16 protein-coding genes are annotated in these 17,124 nt (G+C 44.6%); 4 read left to right on the forward strand and 12 right to left on the reverse strand.

The window, feature by feature from the left end; translation table 11 throughout:
- Window positions 1–40 precede the first annotated feature (40 nt).
- Both ACTXGK_RS20115 and ACTXGK_RS20120 read left to right on the forward strand, forming a co-directional pair.
- Window positions 41–469 carry a DUF805 domain-containing protein gene (locus ACTXGK_RS20115; protein WP_443516620.1) on the forward strand — a complete coding sequence of 143 codons (429 nt, stop codon included), beginning with the start codon at window positions 41–43 and terminating at the stop codon, window positions 467–469.
- A 204-nt stretch (window positions 470–673) separates the two neighbouring features.
- Entirely contained in the window at window positions 674–1,117 is a 444-nt protein-coding gene (locus tag ACTXGK_RS20120; protein WP_443516622.1) for a PACE efflux transporter, read from the forward strand.
- A 119-nt stretch (window positions 1,118–1,236) separates the two neighbouring features.
- Here ACTXGK_RS20120 and ACTXGK_RS20125 read toward each other — a convergent pair whose 3' ends face one another.
- A complete protein-coding gene (locus tag ACTXGK_RS20125; RefSeq protein WP_443516623.1) occupies window positions 1,237–2,034 on the reverse strand; it encodes an enoyl-CoA hydratase/isomerase family protein in 798 nt (265 codons plus the stop codon).
- 372 nt (window positions 2,035–2,406) lie between these two features.
- On the opposite strand from ACTXGK_RS20125, the gene ACTXGK_RS20130 reads away from it, so the two are divergent.
- On the forward strand, window positions 2,407–3,219 hold the full coding sequence (locus tag ACTXGK_RS20130) for an alpha/beta fold hydrolase (RefSeq protein ID WP_443516625.1): 813 nt from the start codon (window positions 2,407–2,409) through the stop codon (window positions 3,217–3,219).
- A 136-nt stretch (window positions 3,220–3,355) separates the two neighbouring features.
- On the opposite strand, the gene ACTXGK_RS20135 is transcribed toward ACTXGK_RS20130, so the two are convergent.
- The 6 genes from ACTXGK_RS20135 to ACTXGK_RS20160 form a co-directional block, all read right to left on the reverse strand.
- Window positions 3,356–4,420 (reverse strand): HpcH/HpaI aldolase/citrate lyase family protein, encoded by a 1,065-nt coding sequence (locus tag ACTXGK_RS20135; protein WP_443516627.1) that lies wholly within the window; start codon window positions 4,418–4,420, stop codon window positions 3,356–3,358.
- 69 nt (window positions 4,421–4,489) lie between these two features.
- The gene (locus ACTXGK_RS20140; protein WP_443516629.1) at window positions 4,490–5,671 is read right to left on the reverse strand and encodes a cysteine protease StiP domain-containing protein; all 1,182 of its coding nucleotides are present in this window, start codon (window positions 5,669–5,671) and stop codon (window positions 4,490–4,492) included.
- Between the two features lie 138 nt (window positions 5,672–5,809).
- Window positions 5,810–6,628: an HAD hydrolase family protein gene (locus tag ACTXGK_RS20145; protein WP_443516630.1), complete on the reverse strand. Its 819-nt coding sequence runs from the start codon at window positions 6,626–6,628 to the stop codon at window positions 5,810–5,812.
- Window positions 6,629–6,670: 42 nt separating this feature from the next.
- Window positions 6,671–7,960 carry a phosphoribosyltransferase domain-containing protein gene (locus ACTXGK_RS20150; protein ID WP_443516632.1) on the reverse strand — a complete coding sequence of 430 codons (1,290 nt, stop codon included), beginning with the start codon at window positions 7,958–7,960 and terminating at the stop codon, window positions 6,671–6,673.
- A 43-nt stretch (window positions 7,961–8,003) separates the two neighbouring features.
- The gene (locus ACTXGK_RS20155) at window positions 8,004–9,227 is read right to left on the reverse strand and encodes a S1 family peptidase (RefSeq protein ID WP_443516634.1); all 1,224 of its coding nucleotides are present in this window, start codon (window positions 9,225–9,227) and stop codon (window positions 8,004–8,006) included.
- A gap of 66 nt (window positions 9,228–9,293) precedes the next feature.
- Window positions 9,294–10,451, reverse strand: coding sequence for an ATP-grasp domain-containing protein (locus ACTXGK_RS20160; RefSeq protein WP_443516635.1), 1,158 nt, complete (start codon window positions 10,449–10,451; stop codon window positions 9,294–9,296).
- A gap of 293 nt (window positions 10,452–10,744) precedes the next feature.
- Between ACTXGK_RS20160 and ACTXGK_RS20165 the strand changes: the two genes are divergently transcribed.
- Window positions 10,745–12,013, forward strand: coding sequence for a TerD family protein (locus tag ACTXGK_RS20165; RefSeq protein WP_443516843.1), 1,269 nt, complete (start codon window positions 10,745–10,747; stop codon window positions 12,011–12,013).
- Window positions 12,014–12,151: 138 nt separating this feature from the next.
- Here the strand turns inward: ACTXGK_RS20165 and ACTXGK_RS20170 are convergent, their stop codons facing one another.
- The 5 genes from ACTXGK_RS20170 to ACTXGK_RS20190 form a co-directional block, all read right to left on the reverse strand.
- Window positions 12,152–12,760: a TerD family protein gene (locus tag ACTXGK_RS20170; protein ID WP_371532441.1), complete on the reverse strand. Its 609-nt coding sequence runs from the start codon at window positions 12,758–12,760 to the stop codon at window positions 12,152–12,154.
- A 57-nt stretch (window positions 12,761–12,817) separates the two neighbouring features.
- Complete coding sequence (locus ACTXGK_RS20175; protein ID WP_058024750.1) at window positions 12,818–13,570, reverse strand: TIGR00266 family protein; 753 nt, start codon at window positions 13,568–13,570, stop codon at window positions 12,818–12,820.
- Between the two features lie 207 nt (window positions 13,571–13,777).
- A complete protein-coding gene (locus ACTXGK_RS20180; protein WP_101206441.1) occupies window positions 13,778–14,353 on the reverse strand; it encodes a TerD family protein in 576 nt (191 codons plus the stop codon).
- A gap of 472 nt (window positions 14,354–14,825) precedes the next feature.
- On the reverse strand, window positions 14,826–15,746 hold the full coding sequence (locus ACTXGK_RS20185; RefSeq protein ID WP_238036965.1) for a glutaminase: 921 nt from the start codon (window positions 15,744–15,746) through the stop codon (window positions 14,826–14,828).
- A gap of 229 nt (window positions 15,747–15,975) precedes the next feature.
- On the reverse strand, window positions 15,976–17,037 hold the full coding sequence (locus ACTXGK_RS20190) for a DUF475 domain-containing protein (protein ID WP_201598354.1): 1,062 nt from the start codon (window positions 17,035–17,037) through the stop codon (window positions 15,976–15,978).
- Window positions 17,038–17,124: the final 87 nt, after the last annotated feature.

Raw genomic sequence — 17,124 nt, forward strand, 5'->3', positions numbered from 1 at the left:
TCTAGATATTGTTAGCGATAGCATTTATGGAACATAAAATATGCTGAATAAAACGACCCCGCCACCATTACCAAAAAATATGACTACAGGCAATCACAATGCTGAAGAAAACTATGGAGTCATTGACTGGTTCAAAAAGTGCATGAGAAATTATGTTAATTTCTCTGGTCGTGCTCGCCGTAAAGAGTTTTGGTACTTTGCGCTGGTACAAGTGGGTTTGACATTTCTTGCAATGATAATGGATGCCATAATTTTTAGTGCAGAAACGGGGCTTTTCTATATAGTTGTAGCACTTGGACTATTTTTGCCTAGCCTTGCTGTCAGCATCCGCAGATTACATGATACGGGTCGTTCAGGATGGTGGTTTTTAATATCGTTGATACCACTGATAGGTGGCATTGTATTTCTTGTATTTTGCGCTAGTGATACTGAGCCTGAAACCAATCAATGGGGCTCACCAGCAAAATAGTCTGGCCTAGGATAAGGTCGGGTTTTTGATAAATCTGTTTACGTCTGTATAAATGTACTGGCTGATTTTGTACGCTATCTTATGTATAATATAAATGCAGGCGGAAACCGTGGCTCTGCATTTCACCTCTATTCTCTATCTCGGGACGGACCGATACTTTGATATGCACTTTGCTGTTTAAGTACAGGTGCTTTGGAGTCTTGGTTGATTACGTTATCACCTCTCAAACGTCGTATTGTCTACGTGATTGTGTTCGAGATTGTCGCAATTATCTCTTCTACCTTTGTATTAATGAAGCTCAGTAACAGCGATGCGTCAGAATCGTTGCCTGTCGCGATGATGGTATCGCTGGCTGCCATCATTTGGAACTTTGTATACAACACCGCTTTTGAGACGTGGGAGGAGCGCAGGCAAATAGCAGAGCGTACGCTGCTTATTCGTAGTGTTCATGCCTTGATATTTGAAGTTGGTTTGGTTTTGATCTGCTTACCGTTATATATGATTTGGTATCACGTTGGCTTGCTCCAAGCGTTTATGATGGAAGCCGCCTTACTGGTATTTTTCTTGATTTATAATTTCGTATTTACCTTTATCTTTGACAAGATATTTACCTTACCGTATCACTATAAGTCAGCGTCTGCTTCTTAACCGCAGACATAAACGAAAAAAGGGCTACCTCATTGGCAGCCCTTTTTTTGATACTATAAATCGCAAATTATCTGGTTAGGAATAAATTTAGCCGTCAAATCAACCAGACTACTACTCAATTATTTACCTTGATAAACCGGTTTACGCTTTTCTATAAAAGCGCTAACACCTTCGATAAAATCATCAGTTTTTGCCATTACGGTCTGTTGTTCCACTTCCATATCTAGCGCATCGCTTAACCCAGCAAAAGCATGTACATTAAAGCTTTCTTTCATAGCGGCTAAGGCCTTACCTGGCAGTTGGCTCAAGCGTAGCGCCAATGCTTGTACGGTGGCATCTAGCTCGTCAGCACTCACCACGTTGTTTACCAGATTTAAGCGTGCCATATCTTCTGCCTTTAGCTTATCACCCAGCATCACAAGCTCAGTGGCTTTTGCTGTACCAACCAATTGATTCAATAAATAAATACCGCCTGCATCTGGCACTAAACCGATATTAACAAAGGCTTGGACAAACTTTGCATTGTCTGCTGCGATACGAAAATCACAGGTAAGTGCTAAGTTCATGCCAGCGCCTGCTACGGCACCTTCTAATTTGGCAATGATTGGTTTATGGACATTACGTAGCTTTAAGCTGACTTCGCCTGCACCTTCTACCATACCTCTCAACTTGGTTGAGATAACGTCTTTGTCCAGTCCTTCAGATAGCATCTCTTTGATATCGCCGCCACTTGAAAAATTACCACCAGTGCCTTGCAAGATAATGACTCGTACTTGATCATCAACTGCTGCTTTATCTAGTGCTATTAACACGTTATTTTTTAATGGTGTGCCAAACGCATTTAGGCTTTTTGGATCGTTAAACGTAATGGTGGCAATGTGATTGTTCACTTGATAATCAACGATAGACTGTGACATCTGAGATTTCCTTATTTTCAATGACTGTTTTAAGTGGCGATTTTGAGTATCTGTATAAGAGTTAGTGGTACAAAGTGGTGGTAATAAATAACGCAATGCTGATTACTATAGCAGCTTGCGCGTATTATAAAAGCGGGTTTTGTGGGCGCTTAAGACACATCTACATGGCGGTTAGCTCTTTGAGTTACTCGTATAAACTGTCATGTCTGTATGAACAAAAAGAGTGTATGAATAAGATATAGATAAGACGCATGGTTCATAAAAAGGTGACTTCCTGACTTATTAATAGATTATGCTACTATGCAGGTAGCGCGTTAGGTCATGCGCCGCTTAAATGATTAATCAAAGTTTTCACCAAACAAGGAAGTGATTATGCCAACGATAAAAGTCAACGATGTCGATATCTATTATGAAGACAGCGCGCCAAATGACACGCAAAAACCCGTTATCGTATTTGCCCATGGCTTGCTGTGGAGCTCGCAGATGTATGACAAGCAAGTGGAGTATTTTCAAACGGATTATCGCTGCATTGCGTTTGATTTTCGTGGACAAGGTCAGTCACAGATTACCAAATCTGGCTATGATATGGAGACGTTAACCGAAGATACGCTAGGGTTACTTGACGCACTGGGTATTGATAAATGTCATTTCGTTGGATTATCTATGGGCGGTTTTATCGCACAACGTATTGCGCTTAAGCGACCTGAATTGCTGTTATCGTTAACACTTTTAGAGACATCGGCTGATCCTGAAGATCCAAAAAACGTCCCGCAGTATCGTAAGTTAGTCAAAGCCATTCGCTGGCTTGGTATGAAGCGCGTGAGTAATAAAGTCATGCCCATTATGTTTGGCAGTACTTTTTTGACCGACAAGATGCGCAAATCTGATCGCAAACAGTGGCTGACGATGCTACAAAGCAATCGCAAGGACGGTGTCGTTAAGGCAACAATGGGTGTCATCGATCGCACTGGCACTTATGAGCAATTGGGTAATATCACGACACCGACACTTATCGTCGTGGGTGATGAGGATGCGGCAACGCCTTACGCAAAGTCTGAGCGTATGCATTTTGCTATTGCTGGGTCGAAGCTTGCTATTATTAAAGGCGCTGGCCATACGTCGACAGTGGAAGAGCCTGATCAAGTGAACCGAGTGCTCAGTCAGTTTTTGGAAAACTGCGTGTAATGTTTAGCGGTTAATGAAAGGTTTTGTATTGTCAGGTTGTTTAAGCAGTAGTCTATAAAGATGTACAAAAAAAGCCGCTATCAATGAAAGGTAGCGGCTTTTTGCATCGTACTAAGAGATATCATATAGTTAACGATTACATTCGTGAGCTGTATTGGCTGTGACCATCATCGATAGTGCCAAATGCTTCTGCACGATTGACGATTTCGGTTGCCCATGCACGATGGGTTGCAGGTTCTAGCATGGTGTTGTTGTACTTAAACACAGCCTTGGCCTCAGAGTGCAGAATTGCTTGCGCTTCATCCAATTTGCTTAACGGCACACAATAGGCTTGCTGCACGAGTGCAATTTGGCTTGGGTGAATGACGGTTTTGCCTACCAGTCCCAAACTGACATCGCGGTTTAGCTCCTGCATAAAGAGAGTTGGCTGGTCCAAGTACTCAAATACTGGCGCTGTTAGATAAAAACCATGCGGTACAAAGCAGCCAAGCATTTGATAGGCAAGGGTGCCGATAGGCGTATCATAGACAATGCTATTCTTTGGACGACGCAGGCGCAGCGCAGCAAATAAGTCATTACCACCAATACGTAGCGCAAATACTGGCTGACTAAAGGCTTCTTTAAAAGCAACGGCCAGCTCTTGGTTATGATGCGGATTGAATAAGGCTGCCGTTTCAAGTGTCGGCATGAGCAGATGGTCAACACTGAGATTCTGACAAGCCATGCGCCAATTAGATAAGCTATACATATCGACCTTTGGCATGACAAAGCCATCAATAAGATCGATATGAGCATAGTCAGCCAATTGCTGCAACATCATGGGACTGCGCGGACGTATAAAAACCAATGGACGCGTTGGATGCTGTGCGTGAATAGCAGCGGCTCGGGATGGGTCGTTGATGCTATTGACGTGCTCAGCCCATGTACCCAGCAGCGTGCGCAAGCGCTCAAGTGCCAACTCCACATCCTCATGACTGACTGCATCTTCTAAACAAATAATAATACTATTGATCGTTGGTAGCTTGTCACGCTTAATCACTTGCCAGATATCTTGGCGAGTGGCAGGCATATATAGGCTAGCACCCAGCTGATATGGGTGGTGCGTGTGCGGTCTAACCATCGCATGACGCTCAGTGATCAGATGCGCATAGGACTGGGTATCGTGGTAAAGCTCTGACTCATTGTGTTTGGTATCTGACATAGTGGGCATCATAAATAGAGTGTAAAGGACAAGCGTTCAATCGCGCTAGTGGTGCTTATGCCAAAAGTATTAACTGTCTTTGGCTCGTTGCTTGATAAGGGTGATGGCTTGATAAGGCAGTATTTTATCACCTAATACATCAATAGTGATGCCTCGTTGCTCACATAAATGACGCAATAGTACGGTATCGGGATGCGCCGCGGTCGCGAGCAATATACGCTCGGGATCACGGCGCAATATAGCGCGCGTCGCCTCGGCGATAGTTGGCTTGATACGGTTGCGATTGGTAATGTCATAGTCTACTGCGAGCGTATCTATCAATGCTGCCGTCTGGTAGCGCGGCTGCTGATAGGTTGGCAAACGCTCTGGCAGAATGGTCAATGAGCGTCTGGCTGCATCAACATGATCGATAAATGCCACGCTATGGTCTACCTCTATTAAATTCTCATAAAAAACACTGCGGTGTAGCCCTGATTGAGGCTCGGTGTATAAGCTGCGCGAAATCAGCCCCGATACGGTACTATTTAATAAACCCGATGGAATTAACCAATCTTCCTCACTAGCCGCGAGCCAAGCAACACCTGCCGGATCAGCAAGGGTCAGTAGCGGAATGACATTCGCGCCTTGATGAAAAATATTGGCAAAGTTGGCGTGAGTGGGATCGCTAAATGTCTCTAAGCTACGAGCCAGCTCCTCATAAATCGCGCCTTTACCTGTCCAGCCATCGACAAATACAATCGGACTGTTTGGGTAAGCCTCCAGTAGCATTTGCAGCGCCACAGGATCAAGCCCGCGATCACGAATGATACTGATACCATAATGCTTACTTGGTAAGTGATAACTGCTATCTGTGTCAGACAATGCGCGCTGCAATAGTACGCCAATCGGCAGACCTGCCCGTACCAAGCTGACCAAGACTAGCGGATGCTCATCACTGACATCATGCTGAAAGACATCATGTAGGGTATGCGCTAAGCGTGCGATATCAGTTGCGGCTCTCTCACCACCTTGCGCTAGCGCTTGACGGTATAGCTGCTCATGCATCGCGGTAGGCGCTTGCTCCAAGGTCAACATATCAGAGTAGTGACGTTGCCCACTTTGGATAAGTGCCTCTTTTTGACTGACGGGCACATCGGCAACAGCGTCTTTATCGACGATATTGAGTAGAACCGTCACATCGCTGGCAAGGTAGCTACCTGAGCCGTAATTGATTAGATTGGCTCTATTGGTCTGTATGTTAGGTAAAGTCATAGTATGAATAATGGCACTCGTTGTGATAATGAGGTTATGTCTCTGTTTTTGGGCTGATTTTCTGGACTGTTTTTCTAGGCTGAAGGTTTAAACGGATAGTTTAGACTGATGATTTACCCCGAAAAATTAGACAGATGGCTAAGACTGATATTGCTCATGCATCTGGCCGCGGTTTGGCATACCGTACCAGTCAAGCAGTTGCAGAAAAGGCAAATCTGCCAAGCTATCACCAAAACCAAAACTAGGACGCTGATGATCTAAATGATTCTCCAATAAAAACTGTACCGCATGACGCTTGTGAACCGTATGGGGCAATATCGCTAGATTATTGGCATTCACATGCACATAAAAATCTTGCTCAAAATCGCGTATTAACGTGGGCAGTTTTTTAGCCAAATCTATTAACGCTTGATGGTCTTTTTGCGCGTGTTTGATCGCTAGATAAATCGTTAATTCTTCATTTACAGACCCATTGTCAAAGCTATCGACATGCGGCGTAAATACCAAATGACTCTGCTCACTTTTGCTATGACTAGCAAACAGCTCGCTTAGTTGGTTTAACTTATCTTGCAACGGTGCAAGCTTGCTATACATATGTTGCTGCCACGCGCTTAGTAGCTGCCCATCAGCTGTCAAAATAATCGCACCATGGGTCAATACTTGCCAACTGTCAAAAGGCAGCTTTACACGCTTAATTTCACTACGGTCACGTGCCGTTACTACGATTAATTCAGTGCTATTGAGTAGCCAATTAAAGAAGGTTGCTTGGCGCTGACTCATGAAACTTAGTGGCTCGTTTTGCTTGTTGACTGTCGCACAAACCAAGTGTTCTGGCTCTGCAGTCGGGACTTGCCAAGCATCGATTTTGCGCTGAGTTTGAAAAAGTGTATCGTCCAAATCCATTAAGGCATATGGTTTGATAATATCGGAGCTGGGCTTGAAAAATGGGATAGTCATGACGTCGTCCATAAACAGTAAGTATGAAAGTTAAAGAATAGTTTAAATTGTCGGACTTACCACCAACACATTATTCAAACCTCGCCACATCGCATCCACACTATTAGCTGATGTCTCCACACACAATACAATCAAGTCCCACTCAGTCTGATCGACATTATAAGCAAAATTGGTCATGCCCAGCCCGTAATTATCATGAAAGCTCAGCATGGTAGTGATGGCCCCGCCAAGCGCAATCGGTGAGCGAGTTAATGCACTAAATTTAACCATAGCGTCCGTGTCAGCTTTGAGGTTTTGAGACGTTGTCTCAAGCCATTCCGCCAATAAAAATGGCAACCAAACAAACTCATTACTGCCTAATATCAAGATTTTTTTAGGTAATTGAGTGATATCAAAGCTGTCTTGATTATAGAAGCCTGCAAATGCAGCCTGAAAGTTTGATAGGTAATTATTAAACCCATCTGTGCTATTTAACGTAGGAAAACGTCCCCAGTTGCCGGTAAACCCAAGCGCTTGACTACCAGCAGCAGTGGTATCAACCGATGGCATAGTGATAGGTTCTGGGTTGGGCGCATCTGTCCACTGCCAAGCGCCTGACAATAGATGATGACGGTGAAATTCAATACCAGTCAAGCGATCTGCCATACGGGCGGGCTGCGCGCCATCTGTCTGCTGGCTCGTGTTTTCTTGATCCAATGACCAATCAACCAGAGTCGTTAGATGTACTTGCTCTAGCTGAGTGAGCCCTGCATCACGTAAGGCAGTGACGACATTGACACAAGTATTGCCGGTTGATGCTTCATCATCGACCATAATCAGCGTTTTGCTAGCGAGCAGCTGTGCTTGTGTGGCAATGTCTGTGCTTTGATAAATCAAATGCTGGCTGGCATGACTGTGATCTTCACAAAAAGTCGTTAATAACGAATCAGCACCATCATCATGCTGAGCATGACGAGTAGAGTTCAGTAGCAACGCTTGCGGATAGCGTGTTTGTAGCGCTTGATGCACGCCTGCTGATAGACCGACCGCGGTCTCTGCCATACCAATGACAAGAATGGGCTCAGGCAAGTCGCTAGGAACTAAATCGGCCAAGTCAGTAAAGGCATTTCGCATGGTGCTGGGTGCTACGGGAATATGACGCCCCAATACTTTTGAGACAAACAAAAACGCCCGTTTTGGGTTAATACGCTGAGCAAAACCAAGCAGGTCTTCTAGTTGGTAACTGTCGTTTTGTCCCAAGTTATTTTTGTTAGCCATTGAGTTGGTTTGATAGGTCAGATCAAGGGTGCCGCGAGGTAGGGTGATGCTCGTGCTGTGTTGCTTATTTAACATTCATATTCCTTTGCGCTTTTCATTTTATATAGGTATAGATTTTTTAACCCTGACAGCCAACCAGCCATAATGCACTGCGACTTTGCTTGCTGAGTTGCGGTGTAGTCAACGGCATGGCGCTTGATGAATCAGCCTTACTCTCCAAACTGATGCCAGCGCTCGCAATAAGAGCAGATAATAACTGAAATTTCACCGCATAGTTCATGTTTTGTGCGTGTTCATGAACGAGACTTGCGGTCACCATACCAACAACCTCGCCAGTTGGTAGTAGTAAAGGACTACCACTAGAGCCAGGCTGAATGGGCGCGGTAAACTGAAGATAACGGATATCATCGTTTAAGCCCGTTAGCCCTGAGATACAACCTTGTGTGACTTGCAGTTGACTGCTAAGCCCCGATAGCGGAAATCCCAGCGTGGTAATGGTCTCACCCAATATATCACTGCATTGCTGTGCCAATGGGATATGGCTGGGCAGTGGGTCGCTGACTCTGATAATAGCGGAGTCGCTACCGATATCACTGAGCACGACTTGTGCCTCGCGATCAGGCTGACCTTGCTGACGTATGCCAATCATTTGAGCCGACTCAATCACATGATAGCAGGTGAGCAAGTGGTGTGGATCAATGGCAAACGCCGTCCCTGTCCATGTTTCACCTGCCTGCACTTGACGAGGCGGACGCATTTCATTGTGAGGGTAGGCTTGCTGTTGCTGTGCTGCTTGGATACGTGCATGTGTGTTGGGTGGACGAACATCAAGACTGACTTGTACTCGCTGTTCAAGACTCGTCAAACCTTGGGTAGAGGCTTCACCAAGCGCGCGACATTTGAACTGTCCATTACGCTGATATATCTCTAATATAATCGCAGCTTTGACGTGGCGTTCGCGCGCTGTAAAGTCATAGCGAAGTGCACCATCATTCAGTGTTAAGCAAACATTGCTTAGCTCAACCGCAGGCAAGTTCAGGCTAGACTCATCGTAAGCATAAGCAATCAGCTGTAAAAAATGCACACCTTGTTGCTCAAACAATTTGGGTAGATCAAGCTGCCATTTGCTTGGGTTATTGGCATCATCTATCGTTGCCCAGTCTTTGGGCTCATGTAAATAAGCAGGGCTACAAGCTGCCTGACGATTGGCATCTAACGGCAACCATAATAGTCCAAGCTGCTGTCCAAAATTAAGCCGAGAAGCGCTAGAAAATGCGACCGAGCAGCGCACGTCTGCGATAACAGCATTGGCGCCTAACACGAGTGTGGTCTGTGCTATCATCGTCTACCTCTTATTGGATATATACTCGGTCGTCAGTCGTTCTTTACGTTGCCTGCTTATTTTTACTTATTCAGCAGTATCTTCAATTTTTACGCTGACCATAATGGAGCGTACTTGACAGGGTGTTATTTGTTGCGTGATATCAGCCAGTGTTGGCTTATCGGTCAAGCCAAGCCAATAGCCAAATCCGACTTGCGTCAAATCCACACCGCTATGCGTCGTGTAACCAATACCACCAGACGGACGGCTATTGATCTCAAGCACACGGTGCTGACCGTCATCATCAGCTTTGGTTTGCACACTGACGATGCCGTCACAGCCAAAGGCTCTAATCAATGGAATAACGACATCCATAACGGATTGCTCATAGCCGATATGCTGGATTTTGCCGGTTTTATAACGAGTGACAGCAGCCAATACTTCACCGTATTCGCAGACCACATCGATAGAGTATTCCTGCCCTGATAGATACGGCATAAGCAGCATAGGAATAGGTCTCTCACGCACCATCAGACTGTTGGTATAGGCATTGATAAATTGCGCGGTATTGATTTTTTTCTCTTCGGTAAAGTACAAGTGCTCAAAGCTATCGTAGTGCTCATCAGGTTCTTTGCCTAAGTCCAATCGCCAAAACCCTTGTGCAAAAATACCAACAACTGGTTTGACACATAGGGGCTGATGACCATGTTCGGCAAGTAATGCTTCCAGCTCTGTCACATTATCAAAGCGCCAAGCATCAGCGACAGGAATATTGTGCTGGTGACACTGTTGCATAAAGGAAAATTTATCTTCGATCGACTCTAGTGCGGCTACGCTGGTTGCCCCTGTAAGCAAACGAATACCAGCGGCATCAAACGCCTCACGATGCGCTTCATAATCGATCCCATTGCGGCCCGTCAATAAGACTTTAACGTTGTTCTCTTTGGCGTGTTCCAAGACGAATTGCCAGCGAGGCGTCGCTGACTCAGTCATTTCTTCTATATTATCTTCTATCTCATCAACTATGGCTGCTTTTGCCGGATATGGTTCGCGATAGACCCTATCAGCAAATTCAAAAATCTCAGGTCGGTTATGACGGTGTGAGGCAATAATATTAAAAGGGGCGCTAGATTTGCTTTTTAAGTTCTGTAAGCTCTCTAACATATCGCGCTGGCTGGATTGACCTTCAGCTAACCAAGCAGCTATTGATGTGGAGTGGACGCTATCGTTAGCAAGGTTAGTCATAATTCTCTCAGCGTTATTATCATATGTATGGAGTTGGATGAGTGGATACAGTTATTGAAAACTGGCGGCTGTATAGTCAAAATTTGATCATTCAGCAGCATATATTATATACAAATGGCACAGGTTATAAATGCCCCTGATGAAATAGGCAAAAGGATTTGTAAGAGTGATTTTGTAGCTAGTAGCGCGATTGCTCGGTTTAAAATGTTCATAATATTCATGCTACTATATGACGATAGTGAGCATGCTAATGACAACGACGACAACATAATAAAGAATCTAAAGGACGTATGATGAATCAACCTCAACAACTGATCGCAGGTGCCAATGCGCCATTACCAACAGATAATATTAGTGTTCGCATCTTAAGCCAAAACGCCATTGATTGCGCCGCTTATCGTCTGACGACTGATGGCAAAGTACGCGGCGATGGCGACATGATATTTTATGGTCAGAAACGTAGCGATGACGGCAATGTTAGTTTTCGTGGTCACGACAGCGACGGATTTTTTGATATAAACTTATCTGCGCAGCCTGCGAGTATTGAAAAAATTGCCTTGGCATTCTCTAGCGCGCAGACGCTGGCACAAGTTGGTGATGTCGATATTCAAGTACTACAAGGCAGTCAAATACTGATGACTTGTCAGCTGAGCAGTACTGGACGTAACGAAAAAGCCATTATCTTGGCGGAGTGCTATCGTCGGCAGGGCAGCTGGAAGTTTCGTTTTATCGCTCAAGGATTTGAGGGAGGTTTAAAACCGTTATCTGAACATTTCGGAGTTGAAATCGCAGATGAAGCGCCAGCTCAAAACCAGAACGCGTCGCAGAATCAGGCTCAGCCTATTAATACGCAGCGACCCATCAATACGCAAAAAGCAGGCAGCGCCTCTCAAGCGAGCACCCCGCCACCGATTCCTGCTACTCCTTCGATTAATCTTAGTAAAATCACCTTAACCAAGAACCAATCGAGCATCAATCTGAAAAAACGTGACGACTTTGGTAAAATCTCAGTAAACCTAGATTGGAACCAACGTCCAGAGAGTAATAAGTCAGCACCCAAGAAAGGCCTATTAGGCGATCTGTTTAAGCAGCATCAATCAAGCGGTATTGATCTGGATGTTGGCGCGATGATTCATCTGAAAAATGGCGAAAAAACCCTCATTCAAGCATTGGGTGACCGTTTTGGTAGTCTGCAATCAGCGCCGTATGTGTGCTTGCGAGCGGATGATAGAACGGGGCAGGTAAGTGGCGGTGAATGGCTCGATATCAACGGTCAGCAGTGGTCACAGATTGAAGAAGTATTTATCTTTGCCTTTATTTATGAAGGCGCGCCAAACTGGGAAAAAACCGATGGTGTCGTGACTATTCATGTACCCGATCAGTCACCGATTGAGACTCGCCTAACAGAAGGGGCGGGTAACTTGCCGATGTGTGCGATTGCGCGCCTTGTCAATCAGCAAGGCAGTATCAATGTTGAACGTATTAATCAGTATTTTAAAGGGCATCAAGAGATGGACAAAGCCTTTAACTGGGGCTTTAGCTGGAAGCGTGGACGTAAATAATATTTTTATTATATAAATGATAAACATAAAAGAGCGGCCCATCTATCAATAGATGGGCCGCTCTTTTTTGAAATAAACTATTTAACTAGATTATTAACTAACTAAGTTATTAATACTCCAGTTAAAGGCTCAACTCGATTAAGCATGCGGCGTAATTGCAGGCATTAAGTCATGGAAGGTGCGACCAGACGCAGTCTCGCCAATAGCGTGCATTTTCCATTCGTTGTTATGACGATAGACTTTTGCCATCACCATAGCAGTGTGTCCACCTTGTGCCGATAAGTTGTAGCGAGCTACTTCACTGTTGTTATTGGCATTAACGATACGGCAAAACGCGTTTTCGACCGTCTCAAATGTCTGACCCGTAAAGCTATTGACCGTAAATACTAGCGAAGTCACATTGGCAGGGACTTTTGAGAGATCAACGTTGATGACTTCATCATCGCCATCGCCGTCGCCAGTACGGTTGTCGCCCGTATGCACGATACTGCCATCTTTTGATTTAAGCTGACTGAACCAAATAGCATCGACCGCTTGTTTGTTTGCGTCAAACATGATGCACGAAGCATCCAAATCAATAGAATCGCCGCCGCTACCGCCGCCGAATAATTTACCTAAAAAGCCACCTTTTTTGTCTTGTGGTCCTTGAGCAACATCCCAGCCTAGACCCAATTTAACTTGAGTCAGCTCGCCACCTGCTTCTTTGCTTAGGGAGATTTTCTGCCCTTTTTGTAGACTAACTGCCATGTGAGTATCCTTATAGTAATTGTGAGTAAAACTGCTTAAACATAGTTCTAAAAGACGCTATAAGATATTATCTAAAAAACCACCGTTGCCGCCGCGTCCACCTGAGCTCGTTCCTAAGACACTTTGCAGCCAACCTTGATAGCTGTCACGATTGCGTGAGCAAATAATGACTTTGCCACTGCCCGAGAAGTTCAAAACCATACCTTCGCCACTAGTGACGGAGTTGATAATATTGCTCATGATGCCTTTTTTCTTACTGGTCGAGACGGACAGTTTATAATCGAGGTTCGAATCCCAGCAAACCACATGACCGTTATCAATGATGACATCTTTGTCTGGTGTGACCTCAATCTCAAACAATGAGCCAAAACCAGATACCACAACCTGACCTTTTCCTTGAGTCTGCATGACCATAAAGCCACCAGTATCACCGAATACCGCACCGCCTAAATTGCGCTGAATATTGGCTCTGATATCAACGCCAGTTTGCGCCGCGACAAAAGCACCATCACTCAAGGTATATTGCTGTGACCCCACCTCAATGATTTGCATGTCCCCATCTAGTGTGGGGGCAAGCAAGCAGTCACCTTCACCATTGACCGCTTCAATTTGCTGTTGAAACAACGATTCATCATTGGCAAAACGGCGCATAAGCGATTGCATCAGTCCACCTTGTAGCTTACCTTTTAGCTCAAGGTTAGACTCCATCATCACCATTGCATTGGCTTCACAATAAATTGAATCACCTTTTTTGAGATTACAATGCAAAAAAGGCTCAATAGTACCGATTAAACTGAATGTTGCGGCCATGGGGTGCAAATCCTTATTCTAATATCTTTGATAGGTGCTCTTAATGTGCGGGTATAGACCTATATGTGTTAGCATTTTTATATTGATGAGCCTATTAAATTTAAAGCCATCAAATGCATTAAAAGGGCACACTTGATGGCTTATGGGCGCTGCTATCAGAAACTGATGGCAACGCTTGGCTCGTTAGATATTTACGTCAATTTAGCGTTATACGTTTACGCCGTAAGACGCTGCTAATGGTCCAAGACCACCGCTGAAACCTTGACCGACGGCACGGAATTTCCAGTCGCCGTTGTGACGATATAGCTCACCAAAGATCATAGCCGTTTCAGTGCTGCCATCTTCTGATAGGTCGTAACGGGCAATTTCAGCTGCGCCATTATCGTTTACAACACGGATATAAGCATCGCCAACTTGACCGAAGTTTTGGTTACGTGCTTGGCCTTCATAGATAATCGCACAAATGGCAACTTTGCTCACGTCAGCTGGGATGCTCGCAAGATTGATTTTGATTTTTTCGTCATCGCCATCGCCTTCGCCAGTACGGTTGTCACCAGTGTGCTCAACGGCGCCATTGTCTGACTTTAGGTTGTTAAAAAAGATAAAATCTTGGTCGTTACGGACTTTGCCTGCTTCGTTGATTAAGAAGCCAATAGCATCTAAGTCAAACTCTTGACCGTCAGTTGCGCGTGGATCCCAGCCTAGACCAACTGTGATGTTGGTTAAACCTGGTGCTTCTTTTGATAAGTTTACGTTGCCGCCTTTTGTTAAGCTAATAGCCATACAAATATCCTTTGGATTAATAATTAAGTGGATTGGGTTTAAAAAATAAACTAAAAGTTGTGCAGTGACTGATATGAAAGGACAACTGGTAAAGAACCTACCTGTACACCACGTCCTGCATATCATTACGTTTTACTATACTAAGCGTTTGCTCACTAAGCAAGGCGTATTTTGTGCGCTTACTATATGCTTACTAAGCGACATAATAACCCTGCATTTTTGATACTTTTTAATCATCTTAGCAATAGTGGTTAAGGTATTGTTATGCAAAGGTAAATTATTCTATGGCTGTTTCCTTTAGATTAGGCCATAGAATGAAGAGAAACATACCTTAGGTTGCAAAGGCATCACCAAAAAAAGCGGGTCGTACCAGATATGTTGGTACGACCCGTTGTAAGCTTGACAACTCAATAAAATTTAAACGTAATATTGTGCTGAATAATCCATCGATAAAAGTATTTAGATAAAGCTTTTATTCGGCAAAAACCGACCAGCCCGTTTCTTGTACAAACAGCTCTAATGCTTTTAACCCAAGCTTGGAGTTTCCGATATGATCAAGCCCTGGCGACCAGACAGCGATAGAGCCTTTGCCAGGGGCTATAGTCAAAATACCGCCACCAACCCCACTTTTACCAGGCAAACCGACGCGATAGGCAAACTCACCAGACCCATCGTAATGACCGCACATCATCATTAGTGAGTTAATCCTTCTTGCTCGGTGCTCGTTGATTACACGTACCCCTGAGTGCTTATCAACCCCGTTAGAGACCAAGTACAGACCGGCGCTGGCTAATTGCTGGCAATTCATCTCAATCGAGCATTGATGAAAGTAAGTACCCAATACCTTATCCACATCGTGCTTGAGACGACCAAAGGATTTCATAAAGTGCGCAAGCGAGGCGTTGCGGTCTTTGTGCTCCATCTCAGACGCTGCCACTTTGTGGTCAAAACGGATGGACTCATCGTCCGTAATAAAATGCACAAACTGTAGAATCTCAGCCAATATTTCTCTAGGTTCGTGACCCATCATGATCGCATCCACCACCGCAATGGCACCAGCATTGATGAATGGATTGCGCGGTCGACCAGTTTCATGTTCTAGCATGACGATTGAGTTGAAAGGATCACCTGATGGTTCACGACCAACGTGTGTCCAAAGCCCATCGCCCAATTTGCCAAGTGCAATGGTTAGAGTAAATATCTTAGAAATACTTTGGATCGAAAACAGAGTGCTCGCATTGCCTGCTGTATACATCTTTCCGTCAGGTGTCGCGACTGCAATACCAAACTGGTTTGGATCTATATGGGCCAGTTGCGGGATATAGTCCGCTACTTTTCCACGATCGGTTTCAAGTGCCATCTGTGCGGCAATATCATCAAGAATCTGTTGCATAGTGGTTGAAGGGTCTCATTTTTGGTGAGTGATTAAAGGACGAGGATTCTAACCGAATAACGCATGGTAGTGATGAAAAAATTGTATGTAAGGCAAAATACGCACCTATTTTGACGATAGGTAAGGATTCGCCGTGTGACTAATGCCTGCCATTATAACGCAAAAAAGCAGGCCATATCTGATGATACGACCTGCTCAAAGCTATACAGCATCATGCGGACAACAGGTGCTAATTAAGCCTTGCTGCTTCCGCTTTACGATGTTTCAGCGATGCCCATAATGCAAAACCAATAAAGGCAATACCGATAAGACCAGTAATGATTTCTGGTACATGGAACTTCACAGACAACAGCATAATGATGGCCAAGGCACCGATGGCATAATGTGCGCCATGCTCAAGATAAATAAACTCATCAAGCGTGCCTTTGTCTACCAAGAAGATAGTCATCGAACGTACGAACATTGCACCAATGGCAAGACCAAGCATGATAACGATGACATCATTGGTAATGGCAAATGCGCCAATCACACCATCGAAACTAAATGAAGCATCGAGGACTTCTAAGTATAAGAAACCGATGATACCGCCTTTCATGATAGCGCTAGTCGCGGCGGCGCCACTTCCTTCGTTCTCTAAGTCTTCTTCGAGATCACCTTCCAGCATACCAGATACGACCTGTACACCAAGGTATACTAGAATGCCCCAAACGCCAGCAATGAGCACAGCACTTGACTGCTCTGCACTGGCCCATGATACGGCAATCATTAAGACGATAAGAGCAACAAAGACGCTCATCGCATCGACTTTGCCTAGCTTGACCAAACGGCTCTCAAGCCATTCAAACCAATGAACATCTTTGTCATCAAAAATAAAGTTCAAGAAAACCAATAGTAAGAAAATACCACCAAATGCTGAAATTTCAGCATGGTGCGCCATCAATCTGGCTGAGTATTCTTGAGGATTGTTCAATGCCAAATCGATCACTTGCATCATACCGAGGTCAGCGGTAACCGCAACGATGACAATAGGGAAGACCAAGCGCATACCGAATACCGCGATTAAAATACCCACGGTTAAAAATATCTTTTTCCAAAATTCGTCCCAGCCCTTAAGGACTGAAGCGTTGACCACCGCGTTGTCAAAAGATAACGAAATCTCCATGACGGCCAAAATAGCGGTAATCGATAGCGTGGTTATCATTCCACCCATACCGCCATGTGAATATCCCCACCATGCCGCTATTGCTAAGGCAATGATTGTGAAGATAATGTCTAAATAAAAATGTCTCATGACACATCCTGTCTGGTTGCGTAAAGCTGGTCTAGTATAGACACAAGCCGCAAAAAAGTGGCTATTGCTAACCACTTTTTATGCATA

The organism is Psychrobacter sp. T6-5 (assembly GCF_052258485.2).
Taxonomy (GTDB): Bacteria; Pseudomonadota; Gammaproteobacteria; order Pseudomonadales; family Moraxellaceae; genus Psychrobacter.

Excerpts from the sequence above, each read along its gene's own strand:
- ACTXGK_RS20130 (WP_443516625.1), top strand. The coding sequence starts at position 2,407 with ATGCCAACGATAAAAGTCAACGATGTCGATATCTATTATGAAGACAGC.
- ACTXGK_RS20160 (WP_443516635.1), bottom strand. The coding sequence starts at position 10,451 with ATGACTAACCTTGCTAACGATAGCGTCCACTCCACATCAATAGCTGCT.
- ACTXGK_RS20190 (WP_201598354.1), bottom strand. The coding sequence starts at position 17,037 with ATGAGACATTTTTATTTAGACATTATCTTCACAATCATTGCCTTAGCA.
- ACTXGK_RS20125 (WP_443516623.1), bottom strand. The coding sequence starts at position 2,034 with ATGTCACAGTCTATCGTTGATTATCAAGTGAACAATCACATTGCCACC.
- ACTXGK_RS20150 (WP_443516632.1), bottom strand. The coding sequence starts at position 7,960 with ATGTTAAATAAGCAACACAGCACGAGCATCACCCTACCTCGCGGCACC.
- ACTXGK_RS20155 (WP_443516634.1), bottom strand. The coding sequence starts at position 9,227 with ATGATAGCACAGACCACACTCGTGTTAGGCGCCAATGCTGTTATCGCA.
- ACTXGK_RS20140 (WP_443516629.1), bottom strand. The coding sequence starts at position 5,671 with ATGACTTTACCTAACATACAGACCAATAGAGCCAATCTAATCAATTAC.
- ACTXGK_RS20180 (WP_101206441.1), bottom strand. The coding sequence starts at position 14,353 with ATGGCTATTAGCTTAACAAAAGGCGGCAACGTAAACTTATCAAAAGAA.
- ACTXGK_RS20135 (WP_443516627.1), bottom strand. The coding sequence starts at position 4,420 with ATGTCAGATACCAAACACAATGAGTCAGAGCTTTACCACGATACCCAG.
- ACTXGK_RS20185 (WP_238036965.1), bottom strand. The coding sequence starts at position 15,746 with ATGCAACAGATTCTTGATGATATTGCCGCACAGATGGCACTTGAAACC.
- ACTXGK_RS20175 (WP_058024750.1), bottom strand. The coding sequence starts at position 13,570 with ATGGCCGCAACATTCAGTTTAATCGGTACTATTGAGCCTTTTTTGCAT.
- ACTXGK_RS20165 (WP_443516843.1), top strand. The coding sequence starts at position 10,745 with ATGAATCAACCTCAACAACTGATCGCAGGTGCCAATGCGCCATTACCA.
- ACTXGK_RS20115 (WP_443516620.1), top strand. The coding sequence starts at position 41 with ATGCTGAATAAAACGACCCCGCCACCATTACCAAAAAATATGACTACA.
- ACTXGK_RS20170 (WP_371532441.1), bottom strand. The coding sequence starts at position 12,760 with ATGGCAGTTAGTCTACAAAAAGGGCAGAAAATCTCCCTAAGCAAAGAA.
- ACTXGK_RS20145 (WP_443516630.1), bottom strand. The coding sequence starts at position 6,628 with ATGACTATCCCATTTTTCAAGCCCAGCTCCGATATTATCAAACCATAT.